The following is a 23,156-nucleotide window of genomic DNA, read 5'->3' as shown; positions in this document are numbered from 1 at the left end:
ACGTGCACCTCCAGCTCGAGGTATCTCAATTATACCATATTAAACGAGGACCACTTTGGCTCTTTCAAAACCGTTAAAATTCGTTGCCGAAGCAATCGAATACGCCCCAATGTTCGGTACAACTATCAGGTCATCAAGCATGAGCGAGGGTAAGTGTACGCCTTCGGCGATGACATCCAGAGAATCACAGGTTGGACCAGCCAGAACGCAGGGTTGTCCTTCTTCAGAATCCCGCAGAGAATAAAAATCGAAGCTGGCTTTATCAAAAGGAATGGCTGAAAACGTCCCATACAGTCCATCATCGAGGTAATACCAGGTGCGCCCCGAGCGTACTGCCTTTCCAATGACCTTTGTGACCAGAAGACAGGCATTTCCAATGAGACTTCTCCCTGGTTCAGCAATCACACGATACCCTGAAACCAGGAAAGACCGCAAAAGAGGGTAGATTTTCTCACCCATATATTCCATGCTCGCTTCTGCACCCTCAGCATAATAGGTGTGAAGAGGAAATCCTCCTCCAATATCGACCACCGAAAGCATTACGCCTTCCCGTTTTCCCTCTTGAATGACTGTCCTGACAATTTCCAGCGAGCGAAGGTAATTCTCCGGATTATGACAAGGAGAACCAACATGGAAACTGAGTCCCACGTTTTCAAGACCAAGACTTTTTGCCAGTTTTAAAAGCGCTACCGCTTCCTCAGGCTCCGCACCAAATTTGTAGGAAAGGTCAATCCGACTACCCAGAGAGGGAGTTTTCAGCCGTAAAATCAACTTTGCTTCCGGATATACCGTTCTGATTTTCCGCAACTCTTCTTCATTATCATAGGTGAGCAAATCCACGCCTTTTTCCCGAGCATATCTCAGGGCCTCTTTTCTTTTAATGGTGTTGGCGAAAATCATTCGCTGCGGCTCAACATTGTGTTCCAGAACAAGGGCAATCTCCTGAGCCGAAGCCACGTCAAACGAAGAACCTAAGTCGGCTAAGATTTTCAGTATCAGCGGATGGGGATTGGCCTTTATAGCATAGAAAATTTCGATTCCTGGAAAAAACTCTTGAAAGGCCGCATAATTGCGCATTACTCTCTCTTCAACAATAAGAAAAAGAGGGGTACCATACTCATTCGCGAGTTCTACAATTATTTCCTCACTCAAAGGGAAAATTCTCTCCAGGGTTTTGGACCTTCTTTCCATTGATTTTTAACCACCCGCATTCACAAAGTAACTCCGTAAAAGGAGTCCTTGTGAAGTATATGCATTTACCCCCTCTTTTTCAATATATTTATGAATCCTTGCAGAAAAAATTTTTACCAAGAAAAACCTGACCAAAAGCCTGTACCATGTTGCGCAGGTCTTTAACGTTGACAACAAGAAGCATTAGTGAATATACTATCCAAACAGGATAAATAAGCTGAAAAAAGAGGGTAGAAAATGAAAAAACTCCTTCCGCTCTTTTTACCAGTTGGTCTCGTGGTTTTTGCATTTTTCTTTGCTCAGTTCCATCCGTATCTTGACCAGGACTTCGCCCTAGAAGACTTACAAGGAAACATTCTTCACCTGGGAAAATTTGCTGGTCGTCCCATTATCCTGGTGTTCTTCTCGCCACGCTGTGGGGACTGTAAAGACGAAATGCCTTTCTTGAAAGAAATGTATGGTACTCATCAAGAAAAAGGTTTGGTCATGATTGGGGTGGGAATTCGTAACAAAAAAGAGATTGCAGATTTCGTACAGGAATACGGAGTTCCCTTTCCTGTGGTGGTGGATGAAACTCTGGAAGTGAGTAAAAACTTTGGGGTTTTCTTTCTTCCCCATATCGTCTTCTTCGACAAAAAGGGAAAAATTACCTACTCTAAGGCAGGGAAAATACCACAGGAAGACCTTAAAACCAACCTCGCAACCATTCTTTAAACAACGAAAGGGGAGGAGAAATCATGAGCCATCGAGTCACTCTTATACCCGGAGATGGAACAGGACCAGAAATTGTGGAGGTCGCTCGAAAAGTGATTGAAGCCACCGGCATCGACATTGAGTGGGAAATCCAGGAAGCTGGAGCAGATGTCATCGAAAAATATGGCACACCGCTCCCCCAGGGAGTGCTTGACTCCATTAAACGCAATCGAGTGGCTCTGAAAGGGCCGATTACTACCCCAGTGGGGACCGGATTCCGCAGTGTGAACGTAGCTCTACGCAAAGAACTGGATCTCTATGCCTGTGTACGACCATGCAAGGTCTATCCCGGTGTTCGTTCGCGCTATAGCTACGTTGATATCGTCATTATCCGGGAAAACACCGAAGACCTTTATGCTGGTGTGGAGTTTGAGAAAGGAAAACCAGAAACGCTGGAACTTATTGGAGTAATCGAAAAAATGGGTAAGGGAAAAATCCGCCCCGATTCTGGAATCAGCCTTAAACCCATCTCAGTCTATGGTACTGATCGAATTGTGCGCTTTGCTTTTGAGTATGCCCGAAAAAACGGGCGAAAAAAGGTAACTGCGGTGCACAAGGCAAACATCATGAAATATTCTGATGGCTTATTCCTGGAAGTGGCTCGCAGCGTGGCCCAGCATTACCCGGACATTGTTTTTGAAGATCGAATCGTGGATAATATGTGCATGCAACTGGTACAAAAACCGGAACTGTATGATGTTCTGGTACTTCCAAACCTCTATGGTGACGTGGTGTCAGACCTGGGAGCAGGTTTGGTGGGTGGACTGGGTGTCGCACCAGGGGGGAACATTGGAGACCACTATGCCGTTTTTGAACCCACCCATGGCAGTGCCCCAAAGTACCGGGGTCTCCAAAAAGTAAACCCCATTGCCACCATTCTTTCGGGAGTGATGATGCTCCGATACCTTCAAGAAAAAGAAAGAGCCGATCTTTTAGAGTGGGCAGTCGCCGAAGTGATTCGAGAAGGGAAAAAAGTAACCTATGACCTGAAACCTTCACCCGATGACCCCACTGCTTCTTCCACTTGGGAAGTTGGAGAAGCCATCATCGAAAAACTGAGGGAACGCATGGGATGAAAGTGCTTCTTCTTTACCCCCCTCCTCAGGGTATATACCATTATATTGGACTCAAGCTTCCCCCGCTGGGTTTGGCGTATCTCGCTTCCCTTGCCCGGAAACACCATGAAATCCACATTTTGGATCTTCAGGTCGAAAAAGCCAAGGATTTAGAAAAGCGCCTGGACCACTACGACGTGGTGGGAATTTCTGCTCTGACCAACACCATCTATGCTGCGCTTCAAACCGCAAGGATAGCCAAAGCCAAAAAGCGGCTGGTGGTCATGGGGGGATATCATCCGACTTTCCAGGATGAAGAAGTACTGCGCTCTGGACTCGTGGATGTGGTGATTCGAGGTGAAGGAGAAGAAACCTTTCTGGAACTTCTGGAATACCTTGAAAACGGGAAAAGCCTTGCTGAGGTTCCAGGAATTTCTTTCCTTAAAAATGAACAACTCGTTCGCACTAACCCCCGAAAACCCTTTCAGCATCTTGATCGCCTTCCTTTTCCTGCCTGGGACCTTCTTCCTCTTTCCAAATACTGGATGACCCAGATCGAAGGAGAACCGCTCATGAGCGTCCTCACCAGCCGAGGATGTCCCTTTGAATGTACGTTTTGTGTTTCTTCCCGCTTCTCTGGCAAATCCTGGAGAGCGCGTTCACCTGAAAACGTCTTCCAGGAACTGGAACAGCTCTATTTTGACCTTGGCTACCGGGGGATAGCGTTCGTTGACGACAACTTCACCCTTTCTCCAGAAAGGGTGGAGCGACTGTGTGAAAAAATTGAACGCAACCGTCTCAAAATAAAATGGTGGTGCTTTTCCCGCGCTGATACCATAGCCAGAAACGAATCCACGATTAAGAAAATGGTCAAGGCTGGTCTGCGAATGGTTTATTTGGGCTTAGAGAGTGTTGAAAAATCGATTTTAGATGAGTATCGAAAAAATCTCACCTTTGAGGCAACTCAGAAAGCCATTGACATCCTCCATAAATACGGCGTGCATATCTGGGGATCCTTCATTCTAGGAAGCCTCAAAGACACCAAAGAAACCATAAAAAAAACCGTTGAGTTTGCCAGAAATCTGAACCTGGATATCGTTCAGTTTTCCCTCCTTACCCCCTTTCCAGGAACACGTCTCTACGATGAATTTGTGGGAGAGAAGCGTCTTCTTTCCACCAACTGGTCACTGTTTGACGGTGCCCACTCCGTGATCAAGCTCGATACCCTGAAACCCAAAGAATTGCGACGTTTGCTTATCAGAGCTTACTTTGAATTTTACCGGAAAGAGCGTTTCACAGAAGTGTTTAATTTTATGAAGAAGTACCTCGTTACCCATATTCCTTTTCTGGCTTCTCAAAGAGAGAAACATTATTTGCGAAAGAGGTTGAACCATGAAAATTCTTCGTTTTCTACACCCTGAAAAACGGACTCCCTGCTGGGGATTTTTATATGAGAATGAAATGGTAGCGGAAATTCGAAACCCTTTTCATTCACTTTGCCAACCTTCCGGTCAACATTTCCCTCTTGCTCAATTACGCCTCCTCTCGCCCACCCGACCTACCAAGATTGTGGCTGTTGGCCTCAATTATCAGGACCACATTGCGGAATTTGGTCATCCCGTACCAGAAAATCCCATCATCTTCATCAAACCATCAAGTTCAGTAATCGGTCCTGGAGACCCAATCATTCTTCCCGAAAGCTCAAAACAGGTCGATTACGAGGCAGAATTAGCGGTCGTGATTAAAAAACGTGCTCGCCACGTACCGAAAGAGGAAGTTCCAGAGTATATTTTGGGATACACTTGCTTTAACGACGTTACCGCCCGGGATCTCCAGAGAAAAGATGGTCAGTGGACCCGTGCCAAATCGTTTGATACTTTCTCCCCTCTCGGACCCTGGATTGAAACGGATCTCGATCCCCACAATGCCACCGTTCAGTGTTATCTCAATGGTGACCTCAGGCAGTGCTCAAACACCTGTAAACTTTTGTTTTCCGCCTGGGAACTGGTGTCGTTCATTTCCCAGGTTATGACGCTTCTTCCAGGAGACGTGATTGCCACCGGTACTCCTTCTGGAGTCGGACCACTCCACCCAGGCGATGTGGTGGAAGTCAAAATCGAGGGAATCGGGACCTTGCGTAACGAGGTCCAAAAGGAACTATGTACCAAATCCTTATAGCCATGTTCATCATGATCGCCCTGGGTTTTTCCCTACGCCTGGGACGATTGCTCCCCAGAGATTCCGCCACATTACTCAACAAACTAGTACTGTATGTGACCTTTCCGTGCCTCGTGTTTCGTTCTCTGCAAAACTCCTCCCTCAATTTCCAACTCTGGAGTATCCCACTTTTAGCCTATCCTGTTATCAGTATTTTTTTTCTACTCTCGTATTTCCTAGCCCACCGGGGATTGAAACTCTCTGTACCTACCAGTGTCAGCTTTGCTATGGGTGCATCGTTTGGGAACACGGCCTTCCTGGGTTATCCCTTCATCCTGGCTATGGTCGGAGAAAAGGGGTTACCACCAGCAATCTTTTTCGACCAGATGGGTAATTTTCTCTCAGTGTACACCGTGGGAGTGCTCTTCTGTACCTACGGTCGAAATGGGAAATTCGCACTCCAAAACCTGGGGGAAATTTTCAAACTCCCCCCCTTCTTGGCATTCCTGGCGGGAATTACCTTTCACGGAATCCTTCTTCCGCCCTTCCTCCAAGAATCGATTAAACGCCTGGCCGACGCTACAGTACCTCTCACCATGATGGCCATTGGCCTTGCGCTCTCTGGAACTCATCTTTGGCGCAATACCCGGCCTCTTCTTGTGGCGTCCGCGACCAAATTATTCTTCCTTCCTCTGGTTATGCTTTTGCTTACTCGCCTGTACCCCTTGCCAGGCCTCTACCGTCAAGTGATGGTGCTCGAGTCTGCCACACCCACCCTGATGAGTTCTTATGTTCTCGCTTCCCTCTACCACCTGGACGTCGATTTCTCCTCCAGCGTAATCTTTGTAACCACCCTCATCGCTTTCCTGACACTCCCACTCTGGGGGTTACTCTTTCACCCGTAAGTACACCCGCATCGGACCAACGGTAAAGATGTCTCCCTCAGCCACGGCTTCGATAAACACCTTCCCGTCTTTTTCTTCTAAGGTTCTGGTCACTTCGGTCAAATTCAGGGCTGGAATTGAACCAACTTTCCCCTGTTGGGGCAGAACCCCTCGCTCGATTCCCAAAACATTGAGCTCTCGAAGAATTTCTCCTAAAACAATTTCTACTCTCGTTTTCCTCCTCTCAATCTCAACCTCTTTTCTGAGAATAACCTCCCCGGAAGAAAAGACCCTCCGGTTTTCAATCGTCACAAAACGGGCGATCACCGGTTCCCCTCGGAGCGTATTGAGCGAAGAAACCAGTCGTACCACAAGGGGCACGTCACTTTTCCCAATCTTTCTCACCGTTTCAACCAGGTTTTCTTCCAGAACAAATATTCTCCCTCGACCCTCACGGTCCATGCCGGCCCCACGACCCGCTGCGATGGGGTCCGCCCTGGCAATGAGCGACAAGAGGTATTCTCTGGCTTTTTCTTCCTGAAGCCCCGGCGAAACCACCACCCGAAGAATTTCCTCCTCATCCTGAAAAGCAATTTCTCCCTGTCTAATCGCCATAATATTTGCCCGAAGTCGATCCAATTCGACCTGCAGGGTTTGTACTTCTTCCTGTAAAGTCTGTCGCTGTGCTTTGAGTTCCTCCACATTCTGTTCCAGAACCATCTTGGAAGCCTGCAGGTTTTTCTCTCTGGTCTCCAATTCAGCCACTCTTTCCTGGTAGGCACTGATGGTCTTCTTGGTACCTTCTAGCTCCATGTTCCTTTGCAAAGCCTCGCGGTTTAAGCTCTCCAGCTTTTCCTTCAGCTCAGCCATTCCAAAAAGAGCGGTCCGCACATCCTGAGAAGCAATACTCAAAATCGCCAAAGTGGTACCGGCAATCAAAATTCCAGTGACGATGCTCACCAGAATCGCCGTGTACCGAGGACGTAACGTCAACAAAGACAACTTGCGCTTCCCAATCCGTCGTCCCAGAATGTCCCCAAGATAGGCAATGATCCCACTCAAAAGAATAATGGAAAAAATTAACAACCATCCACTCTTATCCATCCTGATCCCTCATTTCCTCTCTCTCCACCAGAGTATTGTCCCTCCCGCTGCTAATCCCACCAGGTTACTGAACCAGGTTCCCAGAATAGGAGAGAAGACTCCTCCTTCAGCCAGAGTGCTCGCCACAGAAAACAGGACATAGTATCCAAAAACCACTAGAACACTTAAACCAATTCCCAGAGCTCTCCCCGCTCGAGGAGAAACAATGCCCAGCGAAGTCCCCAAAAGGACAAAAACAAGACAAGCAAAAGGAATTGCGGTTTTCTGCCAGAGAATAACCTCCAGGCGCTCAGTCCGTTGTCCTCGCTCCTTCTCTTTTGCAATATAATCCCTCAATTCCACAAAACTCATTTCCTGAGGTTTCTTCTGTGTTTTGAGCACCTCCTGAATGTCCTCTTCGGTCTTTACTTCCTCCCGTGTAAAGCGAACCACGCGCTCTACCTCTCCTTTATCGTTCACTTCATACGCCACACCTTTTTCAAAAATCCATTTTCCTTCCCGGTTTAACGCTCGATCCGCGTTAATGATTCGTTGCAAAATCCCTCGATTGTATTCCTGGACGACTACTCCCTCAAGGAGTGCTTCTTCCACATTGACGTTACGCACGTAGAAAATCCTCTCCACACCACCCTCAGTCAAGTCACGAAAAAAAGTATTTTCCTGAATGAGCCAGTTCGCAACAGAACTTTCTTTCCACATGTCCTTCAGCTTAAGAGCAGTATAGGGCAAAATCCCCTCTTGGAGCAAAATTGTTCCGATGCAGACCCAGATGGCAAAAAGGAGGAAAGGCATGGTGAATCGCCACAGACTGATTCCCCCCGCCCGCAACGCCACCAACTCGCTGTCTCCAGACATCCTCCCGACAGTGAGAAGAATCGCCAAGAGCACCGCCATAGGAAAGACGTACACCAGAAACGAAGGAAGACTATAAAAGAAAATCATGATGACCCTCCATCCAGTAATCCCTTGCTGTAACCACATTTTGGCCAGACGAAACAACAAATCTCCAGCGCTTAAAAGAGCCACAAACAGAGCAACACCAGACAGAAAATGGAAACTCACCTGTTTCACGATGTAGCGATCCAGAATCACCATATTAGAGGTTGAAACGCTCCCCCAGGTAATATTTTCGACTCAGTTCAGATTGCACAATTTCCTGAGGGGTTCCGGAGACCAGAATCTTCCCTTCAAATATAATATATGCCCTATCTGTGATCGCCAGTGTCTCCCGCACAGCATGGTCGGTAATCAAAACCCCAATACCCTTCTGGGCCAAATACCGTACAATCCCCTGAATTTCCTCTACCGCGATGGGATCGATACCGGTAAAAGGTTCATCAAGCAAGAGAAACGAGGGAGAGGAAGCCAGGGCCCGAGCAATTTCCAAACGTCGGCGTTCCCCCCCAGAGAGTGAACTGGCCAGCGAATTCGATAACCGGGCAATGCCGAACTCCTCCAGTAGTTCTTCCCTTCTTCTTCTCACTGCCATCCTATCAAGACCCTGCATTTCCAGAATCAAATCCAGATTGTCCTTCACTGAAAGCCGCCGAAAAACCGATGGTTCCTGGGGAAGGTATCCTAAACCCATTCTGGCTCTCACGTACATGGGGAGACGCGTTAACTCCACAGCGTCAAGAAAAACCCTTCCACCGGTGGGTTGCACCAAACCAACGAACATGTAAAACGTGGTGGTTTTCCCAGCCCCATTCGGTCCCAACAATCCCACAATCTCACCCCGGCGGACCATAACAGTAACTTCGTTGACGACTTTCCTTTTATCGTATTCTTTGGTAAGATGGTCTCCGCGTAGCTCCTGCCAATTGTTCTTCGTCAAACCCGTACCTCTTTCTCACGGAAGGATGTTGATCTCCACGTCTCCCTCAATCCGAACTTGACCGGTATTCAGATCAAGACGAATGCGTTCTCCCCGCAAAACATTTTCACCTTTAAAAACCTCTGCCTTCCCCTCCAGAAGTACGTACTGCTCCAGAGGGGAATAGTGAGCCTTCTGCGCCTGGCCTCTCCAATCCCCTCTTTCTAAGTTCACTTTCTTCGCCCACCAGGCCTTTCCTTTTAGGGAGTACTCCACTTCTTGAGCCCGTAAAACCACGTCTTTGGTCTGAAAAGAAGGAGCCTCGGAAAATCGAATCACCCCCCGCACAAAATCGAGATTCATTTTTTGAGCCGTGAACTTGAGTTCTGCATTACCCCCGGATACGTTATCCATAGTAAGCACATTATCTGCACGCCGATAGAAAAGACTTTGTGCTTTGGCATTAAAGTCTTCCCAGGTAATACCAATGTCCCCACTGCTGCGCACCTCTTGAGTTTTTGTATCAACTTCAATAAAAGGGCAGGTGACCTTTATCCCCTGCCACTCCACGATTGAGTTCTGAGCAGTAATTTTCCCACTCTTTTCATCGTACTCAGCTGACGGGGTACGAATCACCACTGCAGGGCTCTGGCTTTTTTCCTCAGCAAGCCCTCCAGAAACACACCACAATGCGTAACTCACAATCACCAAGAAAAAAAACCATTTTTTCATTTCGATAGCCCGATACGAATCTCCACATTTTCTTCCCAAGTCATTCTTCCCTGAGCTACATTATAAACCAATTTTCCGCAATGCGCCTCCATGTTCGAACTTTTCATATCCACCTGGTATACGACGAACTCCTTCCTCTGACTCACGAACAAAAGTTTTTCGCCCCGAATTATCGTATCTCCCCTTTCCTCGTACAGTTCCACTTCCCACAACGTGGCATCACCAGCAGAAAGCGACACCAGTCCTTTTACAGCATTCAAACGGTACAGGGGATTTTTATCTTGGAATACGATACCTCCCACCTGGGTCAGAGTAATCCGATCATCACTCTGTTCAATTGTATTAGCCCAGAACTCCCATTCCTTCCCCTTTTCTCCAACCCTGCTGACTTTTGCTTCTTCTAACCGAACCATAAATCGCAAGGGCGACTCACCCAAGGAAAATGAAGGAGGAAAAACGAAACGTCCTTCCAAAACCCAGAAACGAACCACCGAAACAATCAACAGAGATAGGGAAAGAGCAAAAAGCAACACCAGATTTTTTTCGAACCTAAAGGGAGGCATCGACCATCTGATAATAAACTCTGGTAAAACCGGCCTGAGCCATCTTCAGCCCCCACTCTATTCCTTCCTGATTAGAAGAAACCAGCAAAACATATACATCCTGGGGGTTGAGGCGCGGTAATTCCTCTGTCAAATCCCGGATGACTTTGTATTCGACGTTTCCCCCTTGTGAAAAGGGATTGGTGGCATTGTTTCTTACATCAAGCACCATAACCTTTTCGGTGAGGGAAATGAGGTTCCTGATTTCTGCAGCTTTGAGTCCCCGGAACCAGAGAATTCTATCCAGCTTGTTTCTCACCACCGTTTCCTTCTGTGCCCCGATAAATCCGTCTACCAGATTCCCCTGAGGGTCCACAAAAAATACAGTCGGAACATACATCACATTATATGCCGCCGAAACCAGCACATCGGTATCAAGAAGCACTGGAAAGCTCACCCCAATTTTGCGAATGAGTCGTTCTACTTCTTCTCTGGTATCCCCCATATCGATAGCCAAAACCGAAAGAAAAGCCTTATCACGATACTCCTGATAGAGTTTTTCTAAAAGGACCAGGGTCTGACCACAGTATGGACAGTTAACATGGAAGAAAGCCAACACCACAGGATGACCCCGAAAACCTTCCAGGGAGTACTCTTTCCCATCAAGACCTTGTAACCCAAAAAGAGGAGCTTCTTTGGCCTCCCCCATCAAAGTCCAGACAAAAATCATAACTACCATTACCGCAATAAGTACAAAACGCTTCGTCGCTTGCATATTTCATCCTCCCATCTCTTTCTTTCCAGTGCATAACAAAAGAGCAAGGATTTTATTTCTCGGAAGAAGAAGTCGGTATCAAAACTTTCCGGAGGGAAAAAACCATGTCTTGCGAAGCAAAAACCGAACCCCGATTCCCTTCAACCAGAGATTGATACAGCTCTTCACGATAGATGGGAATATCTAAAGGGGCAGAAATCCCCACTTTGACTTTTCCTTTGTCAATGCCGACAATTTTTATCTCGATTTTATCCCCAATACGAATACTCTGGTTGATTCTCCTCGTGATGACGAGCATCGATCAGCCTTCCTCATCTGGTGGCGGTTTTCTCCAGAGTGAGCAGGTGACACAACTCATACTTGGTATCCTCCAAGATAATCTGCTTTCCCATTCTCAACTTACAGTTTATCACAATTGGAGCCAGAAGGTTCACCCCGATTTCCCGGGAAGATTTAAAATTCATAATAGCCAAAACCACTACATCACTCTCCTTAGAGAGACCCAGAACATCGCACTCCACCGAAGGGATTTCCACTTCATATCCTGGAAAATAGAGAAATGGATCGCATACAGCAAAAACCACCGCTTCTTCATCCACACTTTGCAACCAGAAAAAAGCCTTCTCTTCCAAAAGGAGAAATCTCTTGAGATGTTCAAAACCAGGAATACCCCACGGGAAAAGGATGACCTCGTTTTCCCCCACTTCTATTTCCCCAAAATACCTGGTCCGTACCTTCAATGGCGTCTTCTCCTCAACGAAGAAATTGTAAAAGGGTCGGTTGAATCACCTGAGCAGCAGCAGCCAAAGCAGTTTCATACACGCTTTTTTGTTCCTGAAGATACATCACCACTTCCGCAAGATCGATGTCCTCGTTTTTGGAAAGAAGCTCCTTAAAACTCAGTTTAAAATCGTCAAACCGACTCAAAGCATTCTCCAATCTATTGGTTTTCGCCCCAGCTTGAGAACGAATTTTGAGTACTTGGTCAATCACCGCATCCAGATTAGCGATGTCCTCACCAGAAATCTTTTCCTGGTTCCCAGAACGAAGGTCAGCAATAAGCTCTTGAACCACCCTGAACACCCCTCCTGCCTCCCGCGAATTGATGATCACGCCACCAGCATCCAAAATTCCCCAATCCTGCAAAGGAGTGCCCGAAACATCAGAAAGGGTGAAGGAAGCATCTGAACGGGAACGCAAAAAGAGACGAGAACCGTCGAAATATGCATACACTGACTGCTTGAGGGTAACATCGTTATTAATTCGATTTACCAGGTCCTGAACACTTCCGATAGAACCATCGATGGTAATCGTAACCCCATTAATCGAGAAGCTATCCCCATTGTTCAAAGTAATGGGATTTGTACTCCATACCTCAAAACCACGGAAGAAAATTTGATCCCCTGGGAAACTAATCTCCATGACCGTTTTTTCATCTATGGCTCGAACCATCGAAGCACCGTCACCCCAGTATTTCACCGTACCACCAGTAATGGCGAAAGGAGGGGTCAAGGTCTGGGTACCGGAAAAGAGGTACTTATCTCCAGAATGAGTATTGGCAATTTGGAGAAGCTCCTTCAAAGCTTCTTCCACCGCTTCCGCAATGACAGACTGATCTTCAGGGGTTAGCGTTCCATTCGCTCCTGCAATAGCAAAAGTACGCACTTTCTGCAGTACATCAACCGTCTGCCCCAAACTGGAATCCATGAGGTTCAACCAGTCAACGGCACCCGCAACATTCGCATAGTACTGTTCAAGTTTATTCAAAGAAGTGCGTAAATTCAACACCCGATTGAAGCGCACCGGATCGTCAGAAGGACGGCGCAGGGTTTTCCCAGAAGAAAGCTGATCCTGGATCTCCAAAAGCCGAGAAGTAATACTATGGAGATTCCGCATCACTCGATCAGTCATCATTCGCTGCGTAACTCGCATCTCCACCACCTACCGTAACCAGGAAATCAACGTCTCCAGCATACCATCAATCGTATTCACCAAAAACGAAGCTGCCTCATACGTATGCTGATATTTGATGAGGTTGGTCATTTCCTCATCCAGAGAAACCCCTGAAACCGATTCTTTACGGGCTTCTAACTCTTCCACCAAAAGCTTCTGATTCGAGACAAGGCGATTCACTTCGCTTTTTTGCGTCCCCAGACGGGACATAAAACCTCGATAGTAGTCATCCGGGGTTGCAGAAGCACCATCAATGATTTTTTCTCCTCGCAGTTCAGCAATGGCTAAAGCAACCTTCCCGTCACCAACAGCACCCGTTGAGGAAGCAGCAATCTTACGCTCGTCGACCAGGATATCCGGATTCACGGCCATATTAGAAGCTCCAGAACCAACGAAAAAGGTACTACCTTGAACCGGCGGTTCTTCCAGAGTATAACCGGTTTGGTGCAAACCGTTCACAGCATCCATCAGGTCCATAGCTAACTGATTCAGATAACCCTTATATTCCTCTAAGCTCCCATCCCGCAAATCAAAAAGAGCCTTCAACTCTCCATTCTGGTACAAAAGGTTCAGTGTCTCCCCAGAAGCACCAAGCCCCACTGTATAAAAGCCGGTAACCGGATCCGTCCCCAAGAAGAGTTCGCTTCTGGTCTCGCTATTGGCCAAAATCTGACCCTGCAAAATCAGCGTATATGTTCCATTATCATTATCCTTAACCTGGACACTCAGGACCTTGGAGAGCTTATCAACCAAAACATCGAGCTGGTCACGATAATCATTGGTATTGCCCCCACCTGCACCGAGCCGAACAATCTGATGATTGAGATCATAAATTTGCTGCAGATAATTATTCACTTCTGCCACCTTAATGGCAATCTCTTCGTTTACTTGCAACTGCTGTTTTTCTAACCGGCCATAAGTGTCGTTAAAAGCCTTCGCTAAAAGATTCGCTGTTTCCGAAACCAGAACTCGAGCCGCGGACGACTCAGGAGCGGCAGCCAACTCCTGCCAGGTATTCCAGAATCCATCAAAGATGTTCGAGAGACCACTTTCGCTCGGATCACCAAAAATAAGCTCGATTTGCCCTAACCCTTCACCCATTGTTCTCCAGTAAGCCTCACGCCGAGATTCCTGACGAATCTGAAGGTCAAGATACCGATCCCGAACACGCTGTACTTCTTCCAACACGACTCCACTACTGATATTCTTGATATATGGAAGCGTAAAAAGACCGATAGGAGAAGAAGTTTGCTGAACGAACTTGGGAACCTGCCGGGTATATCCGACAGTATTCGAGTTGGCAATGTTGTGACCAGAGATATTCATTGCCAGCTGCTGTGCTTGCAGGGTTTTCTTGGCGATTTCCAAACCATAGAACTCGCTACTCATTTTCGGCCTCCTTACACTACCCCGTTAATAATGAGACCACGGGGGCCATTCTCAAACCCGGTACCAAACCAACCGTAACTCTGCTCTTTGCGATCAAACTCCCTTAGAATGATGGAAAACATGACTTCGATATAATTCAGCGTATCCCGAATAATCATGGCATTTTCATGATTGACCCTCTGGAGTTCCATCACAACCTCTTTGAGTTCTTGTTGTACTGCCAAAAACTTTTCTCCCTCTTCCCCTCCCACCAGAGTAGCCAGATCAGAAATATTCAGTTTTTCGGAATTGAACCCTAAAAGAGGTGCTCTCTCTTTCCAGAGCCTTTCAATTTTCCTTTCAACTTCTTTTGCCTGAAACACCAATTCTCCTTCCCGTTCCAAAAGCTCGCTCAATTCCTCCATCCGGTTTTTGAGTAAACACTGCCTTTTCTTCCAGGCACAGCGCAAAATCTCCTTCTGGAATTGCGTTTCCTTTTCCAACAGAGTCAAGAGGAAAGCAAGGAAATTTTCCCCATCCATCAATCAAATCCACTCCTATTCACTAAAAAGTCCACCATTTCCCTCTGAATCATCTTCCGGGCCACCTCTTCGCCATCAATCTGATACGCACCCCGGCTTAAACGCTCCTGGATACTCTTTACCAATTCCTCGCGCACCTCTGGAATTTCATTGTATCGCGCATACAATTCCTTGATTTCTTCGACATGGGAGGAAAACGTAACGGTATCCTGTTTTCCCTCCTCTATTGCGCTTTTCCTCTTTTTTCCACTCCCTTGAATCCTATCGGCGTAGAGCCTTAAAATGCTCTCCACCTGATTATGAGAAATCTTCATCTCCTACCCCCTCTTTCTGCTTCTATACTATTATATCGGTTTCCCCGTCAATTTCTTTAGCGTTTCTCAAGCTTTTTTTCGATGACATCCTTAAAGTAAAAACTGGGGGAGGAGTTTAATCCCTCTTTTAAGCTCTGTGAAATGAGGAGGCTGACTTTTTTCTTACACTCTTCACACAATCGACCCTGTGGAATCGGCTTACCGCATCGTTCACAGAAAAGACTTTCTTCCGGAACTTCTCCCTGATGGGGTACAAGCTGTAATCTCCCATCCTTCAAAAATTGCATGATGGTTTTTTTATCAACGCCGGTTTCTCGACTGGCTTCATCAAGACGCGCTCGAGGATGTTCCCGAAAAAAAGTTTTAACCTTTTGAAATTCTTCCTCTTCTTCTTCCAGGCAAGCTGGGCAAAGGTCTTTTTCTATCACCTTATTAAATACTTTTCCACACCGCCTGCACCGAGCCAGAACCAAGGTTCTCAGCCGCCTTGCACTCAATCTTATTCTCCTTAACCAACTGTTGGAAAAGCATCTTGGCTATCCCTACCCCTCCCTGACGGGCCAAGTTTCTCGATACTTCCTCAAGCCACATCTCTCGGAACCAGAGCTCTTCCTGGGTAGAAAAAAGAGACGACCCAAAAACTGGCTGAAACGCTCTCTTAAACACAAAACTCAAAAGGAATGCCTCAAAATCTTCACAAGCCGAGCGAAGACGTTTTTCCATTTTTGGCTCTATTCGTGACGTTGTTTCCTGAACCTGAGTGACTTCCATATTCTCACTCCAAAATGAGTTCACCCTGCAACGCTCCAGCTTTTTTGATCGCCTGCAAAATGGCGATGAGGTCTCTGGGGCTCACTCCTAAACTGTTGAGCACGCTGACCAGATCCTCAATGGTATTCCCCGAACGAACCGGAAAAAGGCGAGCCTCCTCTTCCCTTACCCTCACTTCCTCTTGAGGAACAACCACCGTCTCTCCACCTGAAAGAGGAGGAGGCTGAGACACTTTATACTCCGTTTTCACCGTTACCGTTAGATTACCATGAGAAACAGCAACAGGCAAGATCCGCACGTTCCCACCAATGACCACCGTCCCGGTCCGCTCATTCACTACCACCCGTGCCGGTACATCTGGCTCAACCGGAAGTTCTCCCAGAAGTGCCACAAGCTGTGATATCCGACCACGATAATGGTTAGGAACACTCACCTCCACTCGATTGGCATCGAGAGCCTTCGCTTTATCTCCTCCCAGTTCCTCATTGATGGCCAGAACCACACGGGAAGCCGTCACAAAATCTGGCTCCCGTAAAAGAAAGGTCACAGTTCCTTTATCGGCGTTAAAAAAGTCCGTCGCAATCGTTCTTTCCACAATCGCCCCCCCAGACAAAACCCCGACCGTAGGATGGTTCCGCTGCACCTGGTTTCCTCCTCCACCGGCACTAAACCCACCCACCGATATCGGTCCTTGCGCTACGGCATAAACTTTCCCATCGACTCCTTTAAGGGGGGTTAAAAGCAGTACTCCACCCTGCAAGCTTTTTGCATCACCCATAGAAGAAACCATCACGTCGATTTTTTCTCCCGCGACCACGAAGGGGGGAAGTTCAGCCGTTACGATGACCGAGGCAATATTCCTTGCTCGTACTGCTTGAGAATTGATCGTTAAACCCAATTTTTCGAGCACATTCCCCAGGGCTTGATTGGTAAAGAGGCTATTTTGGCTGTCACCACTTCCCGATAAACCCACCACCAGACCATACCCCACGAGCTGGTTCCCCCGAACTCCCTCCACTTCGGTGATATCCTTAATCCGCACCGTTTCCCCAAAAGCCTGAAACGGAATCCAGAATCCCAGAATAAAGGAGAATAGAAGTACCACCATTCCTTTTTTCATCGTCCAACATCCCTCAGAAAAGAATATCCATGATGGAACCAAAAATACCCTCGAAAATGCCCAAAAGACCATTCCGTTTCTTTGGTTTGAGTGTTCCTTCCAGCCGAATCACAGCATCGACAACCTGGGTTGAAGAAACGGTATTACTTGCTGATAGCGCCTGGGGCGAGATAATCCCCTCAATATAAATTGTTTCCCGTTCTTTATTCAGGAACACTTCTTTTTTCCCAGCAATTTTCAAATTCCCACTTTCCAGCACTTCCACCACCTGACAGGTAATGACACCCTGCAAACTGATACCTCGCTGATATGACCGCTGACTTTGCTGAGAGCTGGAATGTTCCAGTTTCGCAGGAGGGATAAAGTCAAAAATGCCCTGTCCGGCCCCTAAACTGATACGTGTACTATTCCCTCCTGAAGAAGACGCCGTATTGTTCCCTTTGGTGTTTTCTTCGATGATCACCGTTACGATGTCACCGACTTTCCCTGCTTTTCGATCTGAATAGGGATCCGAAAACCATCCATCGTCAGTCCATAGTGACGCAGCAAACACACTTTCCACCAACACCAGGCAAAACAAAAGCAATACTCCGAATGCCAGCTTCCTCATTTCACCTTCACCTGCACCATCCGTTCACCCACAATTTCGGCTTCCACTCTTTTGCGAGAAGTCAAATTTTCCACCACAATCATATCACCCAGCAAACCGCTTCCCCGGGCTTTTCCCACCGCAGTCACCACAATCCCTCCTTTTTGTGCCACAATGGTCACCAGGTCACCTCTCTGGATCAGGGCTTCTTGCGCCAATGTATTCTCGGTAATCACCTCTCCCGCACCCAGTTTCTTTTTCGCCTTTTTCCCCAGAACTTGGTCGATACTGGACAGTGCCTTTTCGTTTTCTGCAGAGAGAAGCTCTACCTCAAGCCTGAGGTCCTCTTCCTGAATGGTTTCCTGGGGAAGAATATCCCGAGCAGCACGGATTACCTCCCGATAAACACGCACTGCAAAAGTAAAGGGAATTCGCGCCTCGCCTCCAAGTTCACGAATGGTACCTCTGTTAATCCCCCAGGTTTTAACCGAGGAGAGTTCCAAATCAAAGGAACTTCCTTCGCCAATAACCAAATCCTCCCCTGAACTCAGGATTTCCACCTCCACCTCTTGCGCATGGGGGAAAAACCTTTCCTTGAGCATTCGTACCAGGCGGGTTGCTAATGTTTCCCGGTCAATTTTCTGTCCCACGACCACCACCTGGCACCAGTCACTCCCTTGAAAATAGATATAGTCAAGACCAGGAATGTTTTTGGACACCACCTTTTGGTAAATTTCCTTAGGCTTCACGATACGCACCTCACCCAACGGTGGAAGATATCCAAGGTCAAGCTTGCGAATTCGCTCCTCCCACTGTTTATCAGGATAGGAAACGATTGCCACATCTCCTATGGTGAGCCGACCGGCACGGCACTCAACATGAGCCTTTAAATCCACCTGTAAGGTGAGTGCTCCGGCTACTCCCTCCACTAGAAAACAAAAAGCGACGAGAAGGGAGAACAACCAATTCAACTCATTCACCTCTTCATGGCATTCGCGATACTCATCATCTCATCAGCTGTGGTCACTGCCTTGGCGTTGATCTCGTAAGCCCGCTGTGCACTGATCATCCGGACCATTTCTTCCACAATCTGCACATTTGAAGTTTCCAAAAAACCCTGCGCCAGCGTCCCGAAACCACCGAGTCCCGGTGTCCCGAGCTGCGCTTCACCGGAAGAAGCGGTCGCCAGGTAGAGATTACGTCCAACACTCAAAAGCCCAGCTGGATTGACAAAACGCGCTAATTCAATAACTCCAACTTCCTGTGGTTCTGTTTCCCCCGGTATTTTCACCGTTACTGTTCCATCCTGGGCAACAGTCACTGATTCTGCTTCCTGCGGAATGGTAATCGCCGGCTCAAGAGGAAAACCATCACTTGTGACCATCCGACCTTGAGCATCAAGTTTAAACGACCCATCCCGAGTATACGCAATGGTCCCATCGGGCATGAGTACCTGGAAAAACCCATCACCCTCAATGACAAGATCCAGAGCGTTTCCCGTTTCATAAATATCACCCTGGGTAAAAATCTTCTGCACCGCAGCCGGTCGCACTCCTAATCCCACCTCAATTCCCGAAGGAACCTGAGTTTCATCGGAAGTGGGTGTCCCTTTCACCCGAATTATCTGGTACATCAGGTCCTGGAAATCAACCCGGCTTTTTTTGAACCCCGTGGTATTCACATTAGCCAGATTGTTGGCGATGACATCAAGGTCCATCTGCTTGGCCTGCATTCCGGTAGCTGCCGTCCATAGCGCTCGAATCATCCTGAAACCTCCTTCCTCAGCTCAACCGGGCAATCTCATTGGTTGCCCGACTTAAAGCTTCATCATGACTCATAATGGTCTTTTGGCTTATTTCGTATTCCCGCAAGGCGGAAATCATGTCCACCATCGCTTCAACGATATCGACATTGGACTTTTCCAGAAACCCTTGCCGCACCCGAAATCCTTGAGCCTCTTCTGGCTGCATTTCTCCATCTCGCAAGGTAAAGAGATTCTTCCCTTCCTTTTTCAATACCGATTTCTCTCCAAAATTCACGATACGGAGTTCGTCAACCACCTCGCCGTCCACACGAATTTGGCCTTGCTCGTCCACCATCACCGTTCCCTTACCAGGAATGATGATTTCTCCATTTTTCCCCTGCACTGGATATCCCGAAAGCGTAACCAGCCTTCCCTCCCCATCCAGAGTAAAATTCCCTGCCCTGGTATACGCTTCTTGCCCTCCCATGTCCACCACAAAAAATCCCTCTCCTTCGATCGCCAGGTCAAAGGGATTTCCGGTCGATTCAATGCGTCCTTGGGAAAAATCGGTATACGCTTCCGTACCCGGTTGAACGCCCGAACTCATTTCTCCCAGAAACACAGGATTTTCGTTCCCTGTAAAGCGAGCGAGCGCCACATCTTCCGCACCCTTCACAGAAAAAACATCCTTCTTGAAACCCGGAGTATCGATATTGGCAAGATTATTTGCAAGAACACTCTGTTTTAATTCATAGGCATTGAGTGCCGAAGTGCTCGTGTAAATTCCGCGAATCACCGTTTCACCTCCCCTATTCACTAAAAGAAAGATAAAATTTTTTGCCAATAGCAGCGGAAGAACACTATTTTTCCCAAGTTCCGTTCTATTGTTCAACTACCCAAAATTAAAACCTGACGTGATATAATAATGCGGCATAATCAATTTCTCAATCGAAACTCAGAAAAACAATGGACAGAATTTTTTACGATTTACAAAATGCCGTATCTCAACCAGGGTGTCCGTTCTGTAAGATTGAAAAAGACACGACCAGGCGTTATCTTGATACCCTTTTCTATGAACTGATCAATGACCCTGCCATCCGCAAAAAAATTATCTTCGGTGGCGGTTTCTGCCCAGCGCATACCGAGCTCGTCTTCGAGGAACGGAACTCTATCCTCGGGATTGCCATCCTCTACCAGGACCTCTTGAGTCATTATTTTGAGGACCAGAAAACGGCATCGGGTTGTCCCCTTTGCCAGGCTCTCAAAGAGAAAGAACACCATCTCTTGACCATCCTGCGAAAACGATGGGCAGAACTGAAACCCCTCTGGGGAGAACGAACATTCCTCTGCACGCGTCATCTGGTAAGTATTCAGAATGAAGGAAAATTAACGGAAGAAATCGGGAGACTCACCCAGAACGCGCTTCATACCATCCAGCAATCTCTTTCTGGACTCATTGAAAAGTTTGACTATCGTAAGTCTCGTCTTCCCGTTCAGGAAAAAGAAGCACTATCCTGGCAGGAAACTCTGGAATTTTTTGCCGGGAAATCCCTAAAAAAAGAAAGGAAATGAAGGAGCGCAGTCAATGAGAGACGTGCTTTTGGTAAGCTTTGGTGGTGCTATTGGAGCACTACTTCGTTTCATCGTCGGGGACATAATCCAAAAAAATACTTTGAATTTTCCCCTGAGCACCTTCGTCATCAACGTCGTGGGTAGCTTTCTACTGAGTGTTCTCATGTACTCAGCCGAATACGGAGGCCTGGTAAGCCGGGAGGTTCGCATTTTCCTTGCTATCGGTGTTCTCGGAGCGTTTACCACTTTTTCTTCGCTCGAATATGAATCGTTACGACTTCTCGAGGCGGGGGAACATCTCTTCTTCCTCTTGGACCTTCTGGGCAACGTGGTTTTTGGGTTCGGAGCCTGCCTTTTTGGTAAAATAGTGGCAACCATAATCTGGAGATAAAGCGATGAAAAGAGAGGAAGAAGCAGTCCTTTTGCGCATCTTTATCGGTGAACAGGATCGGTATAAAGGGAAACCGCTCTATCAGTATCTGGTGGAAGTGTTTCGTCAGGAAGGCCTGAGCGGTACCACCGTCTTCCGGGGAATTGCCGGATTCGGGAAAAAAAGCATTCTTCAGAGCACTTCTATTCTTCGCCTCTCCACCGATTTACCCATCGTGGTTGAGGTGGTCGACAAAGAAGAAAAAATTGAGAGAGTGAAGCCCATCCTTGATAAAGCTGTGAAAGAGGGGCTGGTTACCGAAGAAAAAGTACGCATCATTCTCTACGAAGGGAATTCGCACCAGGACAACCCTAAAAAGGAAACCGCTCGCTAATGTTTTTTCTTCAGAAAATCGGTGGCGCGTTTCTCGAACCTCCTGGACTTTTCCTCCTGGGGTGTCTTATCTGGCTCTGTATGCCGTCAAGAACCAAAAAACATGCTTTCCTCACTCTTCTTGCCTTCATGTATCTCATTTCCACCGGGCTGGGTACACGCTTGCTCTATCCCTACTTCGATTTCCCTCATCCTCCTGAAAAAGGAAAACCTGAAGCCATCGTCATTTTAGGTGGAGGCACACTCTTTGACCAGAGAACCGGAATGCAAACGCTCCATCCTATTTCAGCCATGCGCCTTTTACAGGGTTATTTCCTGTTTCAGAAGGAACATTTACCCTGTGTGGTGAGCGGTGGCACACTATGGGGGAAAGAACCGCAAGGCGAAGGAGAACTCATGCAGGAATTCCTCCTTCGCCTTGGAGTCCCGGCAGAAAAAATCATCGTAGAAAACCGTGCGCGAACCACCTGGGAAAATGCCCAGTTCGTGACCCCCCTTCTCAAAGAATGTGGCATTACCACATTTTACCTGGTTTCTTCCCAGGCCCATCTTCGCCGAGCGTTATTCGCTTTTACCCACTTTTACCCTGAAAGTGACCCCATTCCGGTGCCGGCCCACCCGGTATGTGACCGAAAACCAATCACCCTGGAAGATTTTTTACCTTCTTCTGAAGCCCTATCCGTCTTTTCATCGTTTTTCCACGAATGGTGGGGGTTACTCTTCTATCGCCTCATAAAGCCGGTGAAGAACTACGCTAGCCCTGTCCCGTAACACCCACCGAGCTCTACGGTCAAAAGGAGTCTCACCAATATTCACAATCACAAGATGCGGGGCATAAGTCGGCAAAAAATTGGCTGGGGAAACCTGAAGACTCGAACCGATAACCAATAGTGGATACCGATGTGCGAGGAGTACCGCCTCCTCAAAAGAGGGTGGGAGCAAATCTCCAAAAAGAACCACATCCGGGCGCAAAATCCCACCACATCGGCACCGCGGAGGGATTTCCCCTCTTGCGGTTTTCTCTTTCAGGACTTCCATCGGCACACTCTCTCCACAGCGTAGACACGACCCCGAACGAAGATGGCCGTGGATTTCCATTACCCTCTTAGAACCGGCTTTTTTGTGCAGACCGTCGATATTTTGGGTCACTACGCCAACAATCCAACCCTTCTTTTCCCACTCGGCCAGGATGAAATGTGCCTCGTTGGGCTGGGCATCCTGAAAGGACATAAGAACTTGAAATCCCACCTGATAAAAAATTTGAGGTTTTGACAAAAGCACATCCCTGGAGAGAATCTCCATGGGGTTATGTTTCGCCCAAAGACCTGAAGAAGGTGTCCGAAAATCGGGAATACCGCTTTCCGTGGAAATCCCTGCCCCGGTCAGAACCAGCCAGGGAATATGTTCCCGGAAA

General features: G+C 47.5%; 30 protein-coding genes. 9 read left to right on the top strand and 21 right to left on the bottom strand.

The features are described from left to right. Positions 1-39: 39 nt before the first annotated feature. The gene (locus ABDK92_03730; GenBank protein ID MEN3185733.1) at positions 40-1,191 is read right to left on the bottom strand and encodes a type III PLP-dependent enzyme; all 1,152 of its coding nucleotides are present in this window, start codon (positions 1,189-1,191) and stop codon (positions 40-42) included. A 237-nt stretch (positions 1,192-1,428) separates the two neighbouring features. Between ABDK92_03730 and ABDK92_03725 the strand changes: the two genes are divergently transcribed. From ABDK92_03725 to ABDK92_03705, 5 genes are read left to right on the top strand one after another with little or no spacing between them, the layout of a single operon-like run. Next, positions 1,429-1,905: a TlpA disulfide reductase family protein gene (locus tag ABDK92_03725; protein ID MEN3185732.1), complete on the top strand. Its 477-nt coding sequence runs from the start codon at positions 1,429-1,431 to the stop codon at positions 1,903-1,905. A 23-nt stretch (positions 1,906-1,928) separates the two neighbouring features. Then, complete coding sequence (locus ABDK92_03720) at positions 1,929-3,020, top strand: isocitrate/isopropylmalate dehydrogenase family protein (GenBank protein MEN3185731.1); 1,092 nt, start codon at positions 1,929-1,931, stop codon at positions 3,018-3,020. Then, positions 3,017-4,420, top strand: a complete 1,404-nt coding sequence (locus ABDK92_03715) for a radical SAM protein (protein MEN3185730.1) — start codon at positions 3,017-3,019, stop codon at positions 4,418-4,420. The genes ABDK92_03720 and ABDK92_03715 overlap by 4 nt, the downstream gene beginning before the upstream one ends. Beyond that, the gene (locus ABDK92_03710) at positions 4,392-5,177 is read left to right on the top strand and encodes a fumarylacetoacetate hydrolase family protein (GenBank protein ID MEN3185729.1); all 786 of its coding nucleotides are present in this window, start codon (positions 4,392-4,394) and stop codon (positions 5,175-5,177) included. The genes ABDK92_03715 and ABDK92_03710 overlap by 29 nt, the downstream gene beginning before the upstream one ends. Beyond that, on the top strand, positions 5,159-6,061 hold the full coding sequence (locus tag ABDK92_03705) for an AEC family transporter (GenBank protein MEN3185728.1): 903 nt from the start codon (positions 5,159-5,161) through the stop codon (positions 6,059-6,061). The genes ABDK92_03710 and ABDK92_03705 overlap by 19 nt, the downstream gene beginning before the upstream one ends. On the opposite strand, the gene ABDK92_03700 is transcribed toward ABDK92_03705, so the two are convergent. From ABDK92_03700 to flgF, 19 genes are read right to left on the bottom strand one after another with little or no spacing between them, the layout of a single operon-like run. Beyond that, entirely contained in the window at positions 6,044-7,144 is a 1,101-nt protein-coding gene (locus tag ABDK92_03700) for a DUF3084 domain-containing protein (protein MEN3185727.1), read from the bottom strand. The genes ABDK92_03705 and ABDK92_03700 overlap by 18 nt on opposite strands. Positions 7,145-7,153: 9 nt before the next feature. Further along, the gene (locus ABDK92_03695) at positions 7,154-8,239 is read right to left on the bottom strand and encodes an LptF/LptG family permease (protein MEN3185726.1); all 1,086 of its coding nucleotides are present in this window, start codon (positions 8,237-8,239) and stop codon (positions 7,154-7,156) included. A gap of 1 nt (position 8,240) precedes the next feature. After that, positions 8,241-8,978, bottom strand: coding sequence for an LPS export ABC transporter ATP-binding protein (gene lptB / locus ABDK92_03690; protein ID MEN3185725.1), 738 nt, complete (start codon positions 8,976-8,978; stop codon positions 8,241-8,243). Positions 8,979-8,993: 15 nt separating this feature from the next. After that, on the bottom strand, positions 8,994-9,689 hold the full coding sequence (locus tag ABDK92_03685; GenBank protein MEN3185724.1) for an LptA/OstA family protein: 696 nt from the start codon (positions 9,687-9,689) through the stop codon (positions 8,994-8,996). Continuing rightward, complete coding sequence (locus tag ABDK92_03680) at positions 9,686-10,252, bottom strand: hypothetical protein (GenBank protein ID MEN3185723.1); 567 nt, start codon at positions 10,250-10,252, stop codon at positions 9,686-9,688. Before ABDK92_03680 ends, ABDK92_03685 begins: the two co-directional genes overlap by 4 nt. Next, on the bottom strand, positions 10,239-11,006 hold the full coding sequence (locus ABDK92_03675) for a TlpA disulfide reductase family protein (GenBank protein ID MEN3185722.1): 768 nt from the start codon (positions 11,004-11,006) through the stop codon (positions 10,239-10,241). The genes ABDK92_03680 and ABDK92_03675 overlap by 14 nt, the downstream gene beginning before the upstream one ends. Positions 11,007-11,058: 52 nt before the next feature. Further along, the gene (csrA, locus tag ABDK92_03670; GenBank protein ID MEN3185721.1) at positions 11,059-11,304 is read right to left on the bottom strand and encodes a carbon storage regulator CsrA; all 246 of its coding nucleotides are present in this window, start codon (positions 11,302-11,304) and stop codon (positions 11,059-11,061) included. Positions 11,305-11,317: 13 nt separating this feature from the next. After that, positions 11,318-11,746, bottom strand: coding sequence for a flagellar assembly protein FliW (locus ABDK92_03665; protein MEN3185720.1), 429 nt, complete (start codon positions 11,744-11,746; stop codon positions 11,318-11,320). A gap of 13 nt (positions 11,747-11,759) precedes the next feature. Beyond that, the gene (gene flgL / locus ABDK92_03660) at positions 11,760-12,938 is read right to left on the bottom strand and encodes a flagellar hook-associated protein FlgL (GenBank protein MEN3185719.1); all 1,179 of its coding nucleotides are present in this window, start codon (positions 12,936-12,938) and stop codon (positions 11,760-11,762) included. Positions 12,939-12,947: 9 nt separating this feature from the next. After that, positions 12,948-14,348: a flagellar hook-associated protein FlgK gene (flgK, locus tag ABDK92_03655; GenBank protein MEN3185718.1), complete on the bottom strand. Its 1,401-nt coding sequence runs from the start codon at positions 14,346-14,348 to the stop codon at positions 12,948-12,950. An 11-nt stretch (positions 14,349-14,359) separates the two neighbouring features. Further along, positions 14,360-14,869, bottom strand: a complete 510-nt coding sequence (gene flgN / locus ABDK92_03650; GenBank protein ID MEN3185717.1) for a flagellar export chaperone FlgN — start codon at positions 14,867-14,869, stop codon at positions 14,360-14,362. Next, a complete protein-coding gene (flgM, locus tag ABDK92_03645; GenBank protein ID MEN3185716.1) occupies positions 14,869-15,183 on the bottom strand; it encodes a flagellar biosynthesis anti-sigma factor FlgM in 315 nt (104 codons plus the stop codon). The genes flgN and flgM overlap by 1 nt, the downstream gene beginning before the upstream one ends. 56 nt (positions 15,184-15,239) lie before the next feature. Then, positions 15,240-15,656 carry a hypothetical protein gene (locus tag ABDK92_03640; protein ID MEN3185715.1) on the bottom strand — a complete coding sequence of 139 codons (417 nt, stop codon included), beginning with the start codon at positions 15,654-15,656 and terminating at the stop codon, positions 15,240-15,242. Beyond that, on the bottom strand, positions 15,616-15,978 hold the full coding sequence (locus ABDK92_03635) for a rod-binding protein (GenBank protein MEN3185714.1): 363 nt from the start codon (positions 15,976-15,978) through the stop codon (positions 15,616-15,618). Before ABDK92_03635 ends, ABDK92_03640 begins: the two co-directional genes overlap by 41 nt. Next, complete coding sequence (locus tag ABDK92_03630) at positions 15,959-17,074, bottom strand: flagellar basal body P-ring protein FlgI (GenBank protein MEN3185713.1); 1,116 nt, start codon at positions 17,072-17,074, stop codon at positions 15,959-15,961. Before ABDK92_03630 ends, ABDK92_03635 begins: the two co-directional genes overlap by 20 nt. A 13-nt stretch (positions 17,075-17,087) precedes the next feature. After that, entirely contained in the window at positions 17,088-17,684 is a 597-nt protein-coding gene (locus ABDK92_03625) for a flagellar basal body L-ring protein FlgH (GenBank protein MEN3185712.1), read from the bottom strand. Then, positions 17,681-18,634, bottom strand: a complete 954-nt coding sequence (flgA, locus tag ABDK92_03620; protein ID MEN3185711.1) for a flagellar basal body P-ring formation chaperone FlgA — start codon at positions 18,632-18,634, stop codon at positions 17,681-17,683. The genes ABDK92_03625 and flgA overlap by 4 nt, the downstream gene beginning before the upstream one ends. 5 nt (positions 18,635-18,639) lie before the next feature. After that, positions 18,640-19,428 (bottom strand): flagellar basal-body rod protein FlgG, encoded by a 789-nt coding sequence (flgG, locus tag ABDK92_03615; GenBank protein ID MEN3185710.1) that lies wholly within the window; start codon positions 19,426-19,428, stop codon positions 18,640-18,642. Between the two features lie 16 nt (positions 19,429-19,444). Next, entirely contained in the window at positions 19,445-20,203 is a 759-nt protein-coding gene (gene flgF, locus ABDK92_03610; protein MEN3185709.1) for a flagellar basal-body rod protein FlgF, read from the bottom strand. Positions 20,204-20,373: 170 nt separating this feature from the next. Between flgF and ABDK92_03605 the strand changes: the two genes are divergently transcribed. The 4 genes from ABDK92_03605 to ABDK92_03590 are packed head-to-tail and all read left to right on the top strand — an operon-like array spanning position 20,374 to position 22,513. Continuing rightward, on the top strand, positions 20,374-20,979 hold the full coding sequence (locus ABDK92_03605) for a DUF6062 family protein (protein ID MEN3185708.1): 606 nt from the start codon (positions 20,374-20,376) through the stop codon (positions 20,977-20,979). A 13-nt stretch (positions 20,980-20,992) separates the two neighbouring features. Further along, a complete protein-coding gene (locus tag ABDK92_03600) occupies positions 20,993-21,370 on the top strand; it encodes a CrcB family protein (GenBank protein ID MEN3185707.1) in 378 nt (125 codons plus the stop codon). A gap of 4 nt (positions 21,371-21,374) precedes the next feature. Continuing rightward, positions 21,375-21,743: a DUF190 domain-containing protein gene (locus tag ABDK92_03595; protein MEN3185706.1), complete on the top strand. Its 369-nt coding sequence runs from the start codon at positions 21,375-21,377 to the stop codon at positions 21,741-21,743. Continuing rightward, positions 21,743-22,513: a YdcF family protein gene (locus tag ABDK92_03590; protein MEN3185705.1), complete on the top strand. Its 771-nt coding sequence runs from the start codon at positions 21,743-21,745 to the stop codon at positions 22,511-22,513. The genes ABDK92_03595 and ABDK92_03590 overlap by 1 nt, the downstream gene beginning before the upstream one ends. On the opposite strand, the gene ABDK92_03585 is transcribed toward ABDK92_03590, so the two are convergent. Then, positions 22,457-23,143, bottom strand: coding sequence for a Sir2 family NAD-dependent protein deacetylase (locus ABDK92_03585; protein MEN3185704.1), 687 nt, complete (start codon positions 23,141-23,143; stop codon positions 22,457-22,459). The two genes, ABDK92_03590 and ABDK92_03585, sit on opposite strands and share 57 nt — an antisense overlap. Between the last annotated feature and the right edge of the window lie 13 nt (positions 23,144-23,156).

The organism is Atribacterota bacterium, assembly GCA_039638595.1.
Classification (GTDB): Bacteria; Atribacterota; Atribacteria; order Atribacterales; family Caldatribacteriaceae; genus Profundicultor; species Profundicultor thermophilus.
Note: the sequence above shows the minus strand (reverse complement) of the source record. Positions and strands in the feature narration are given on the sequence as shown.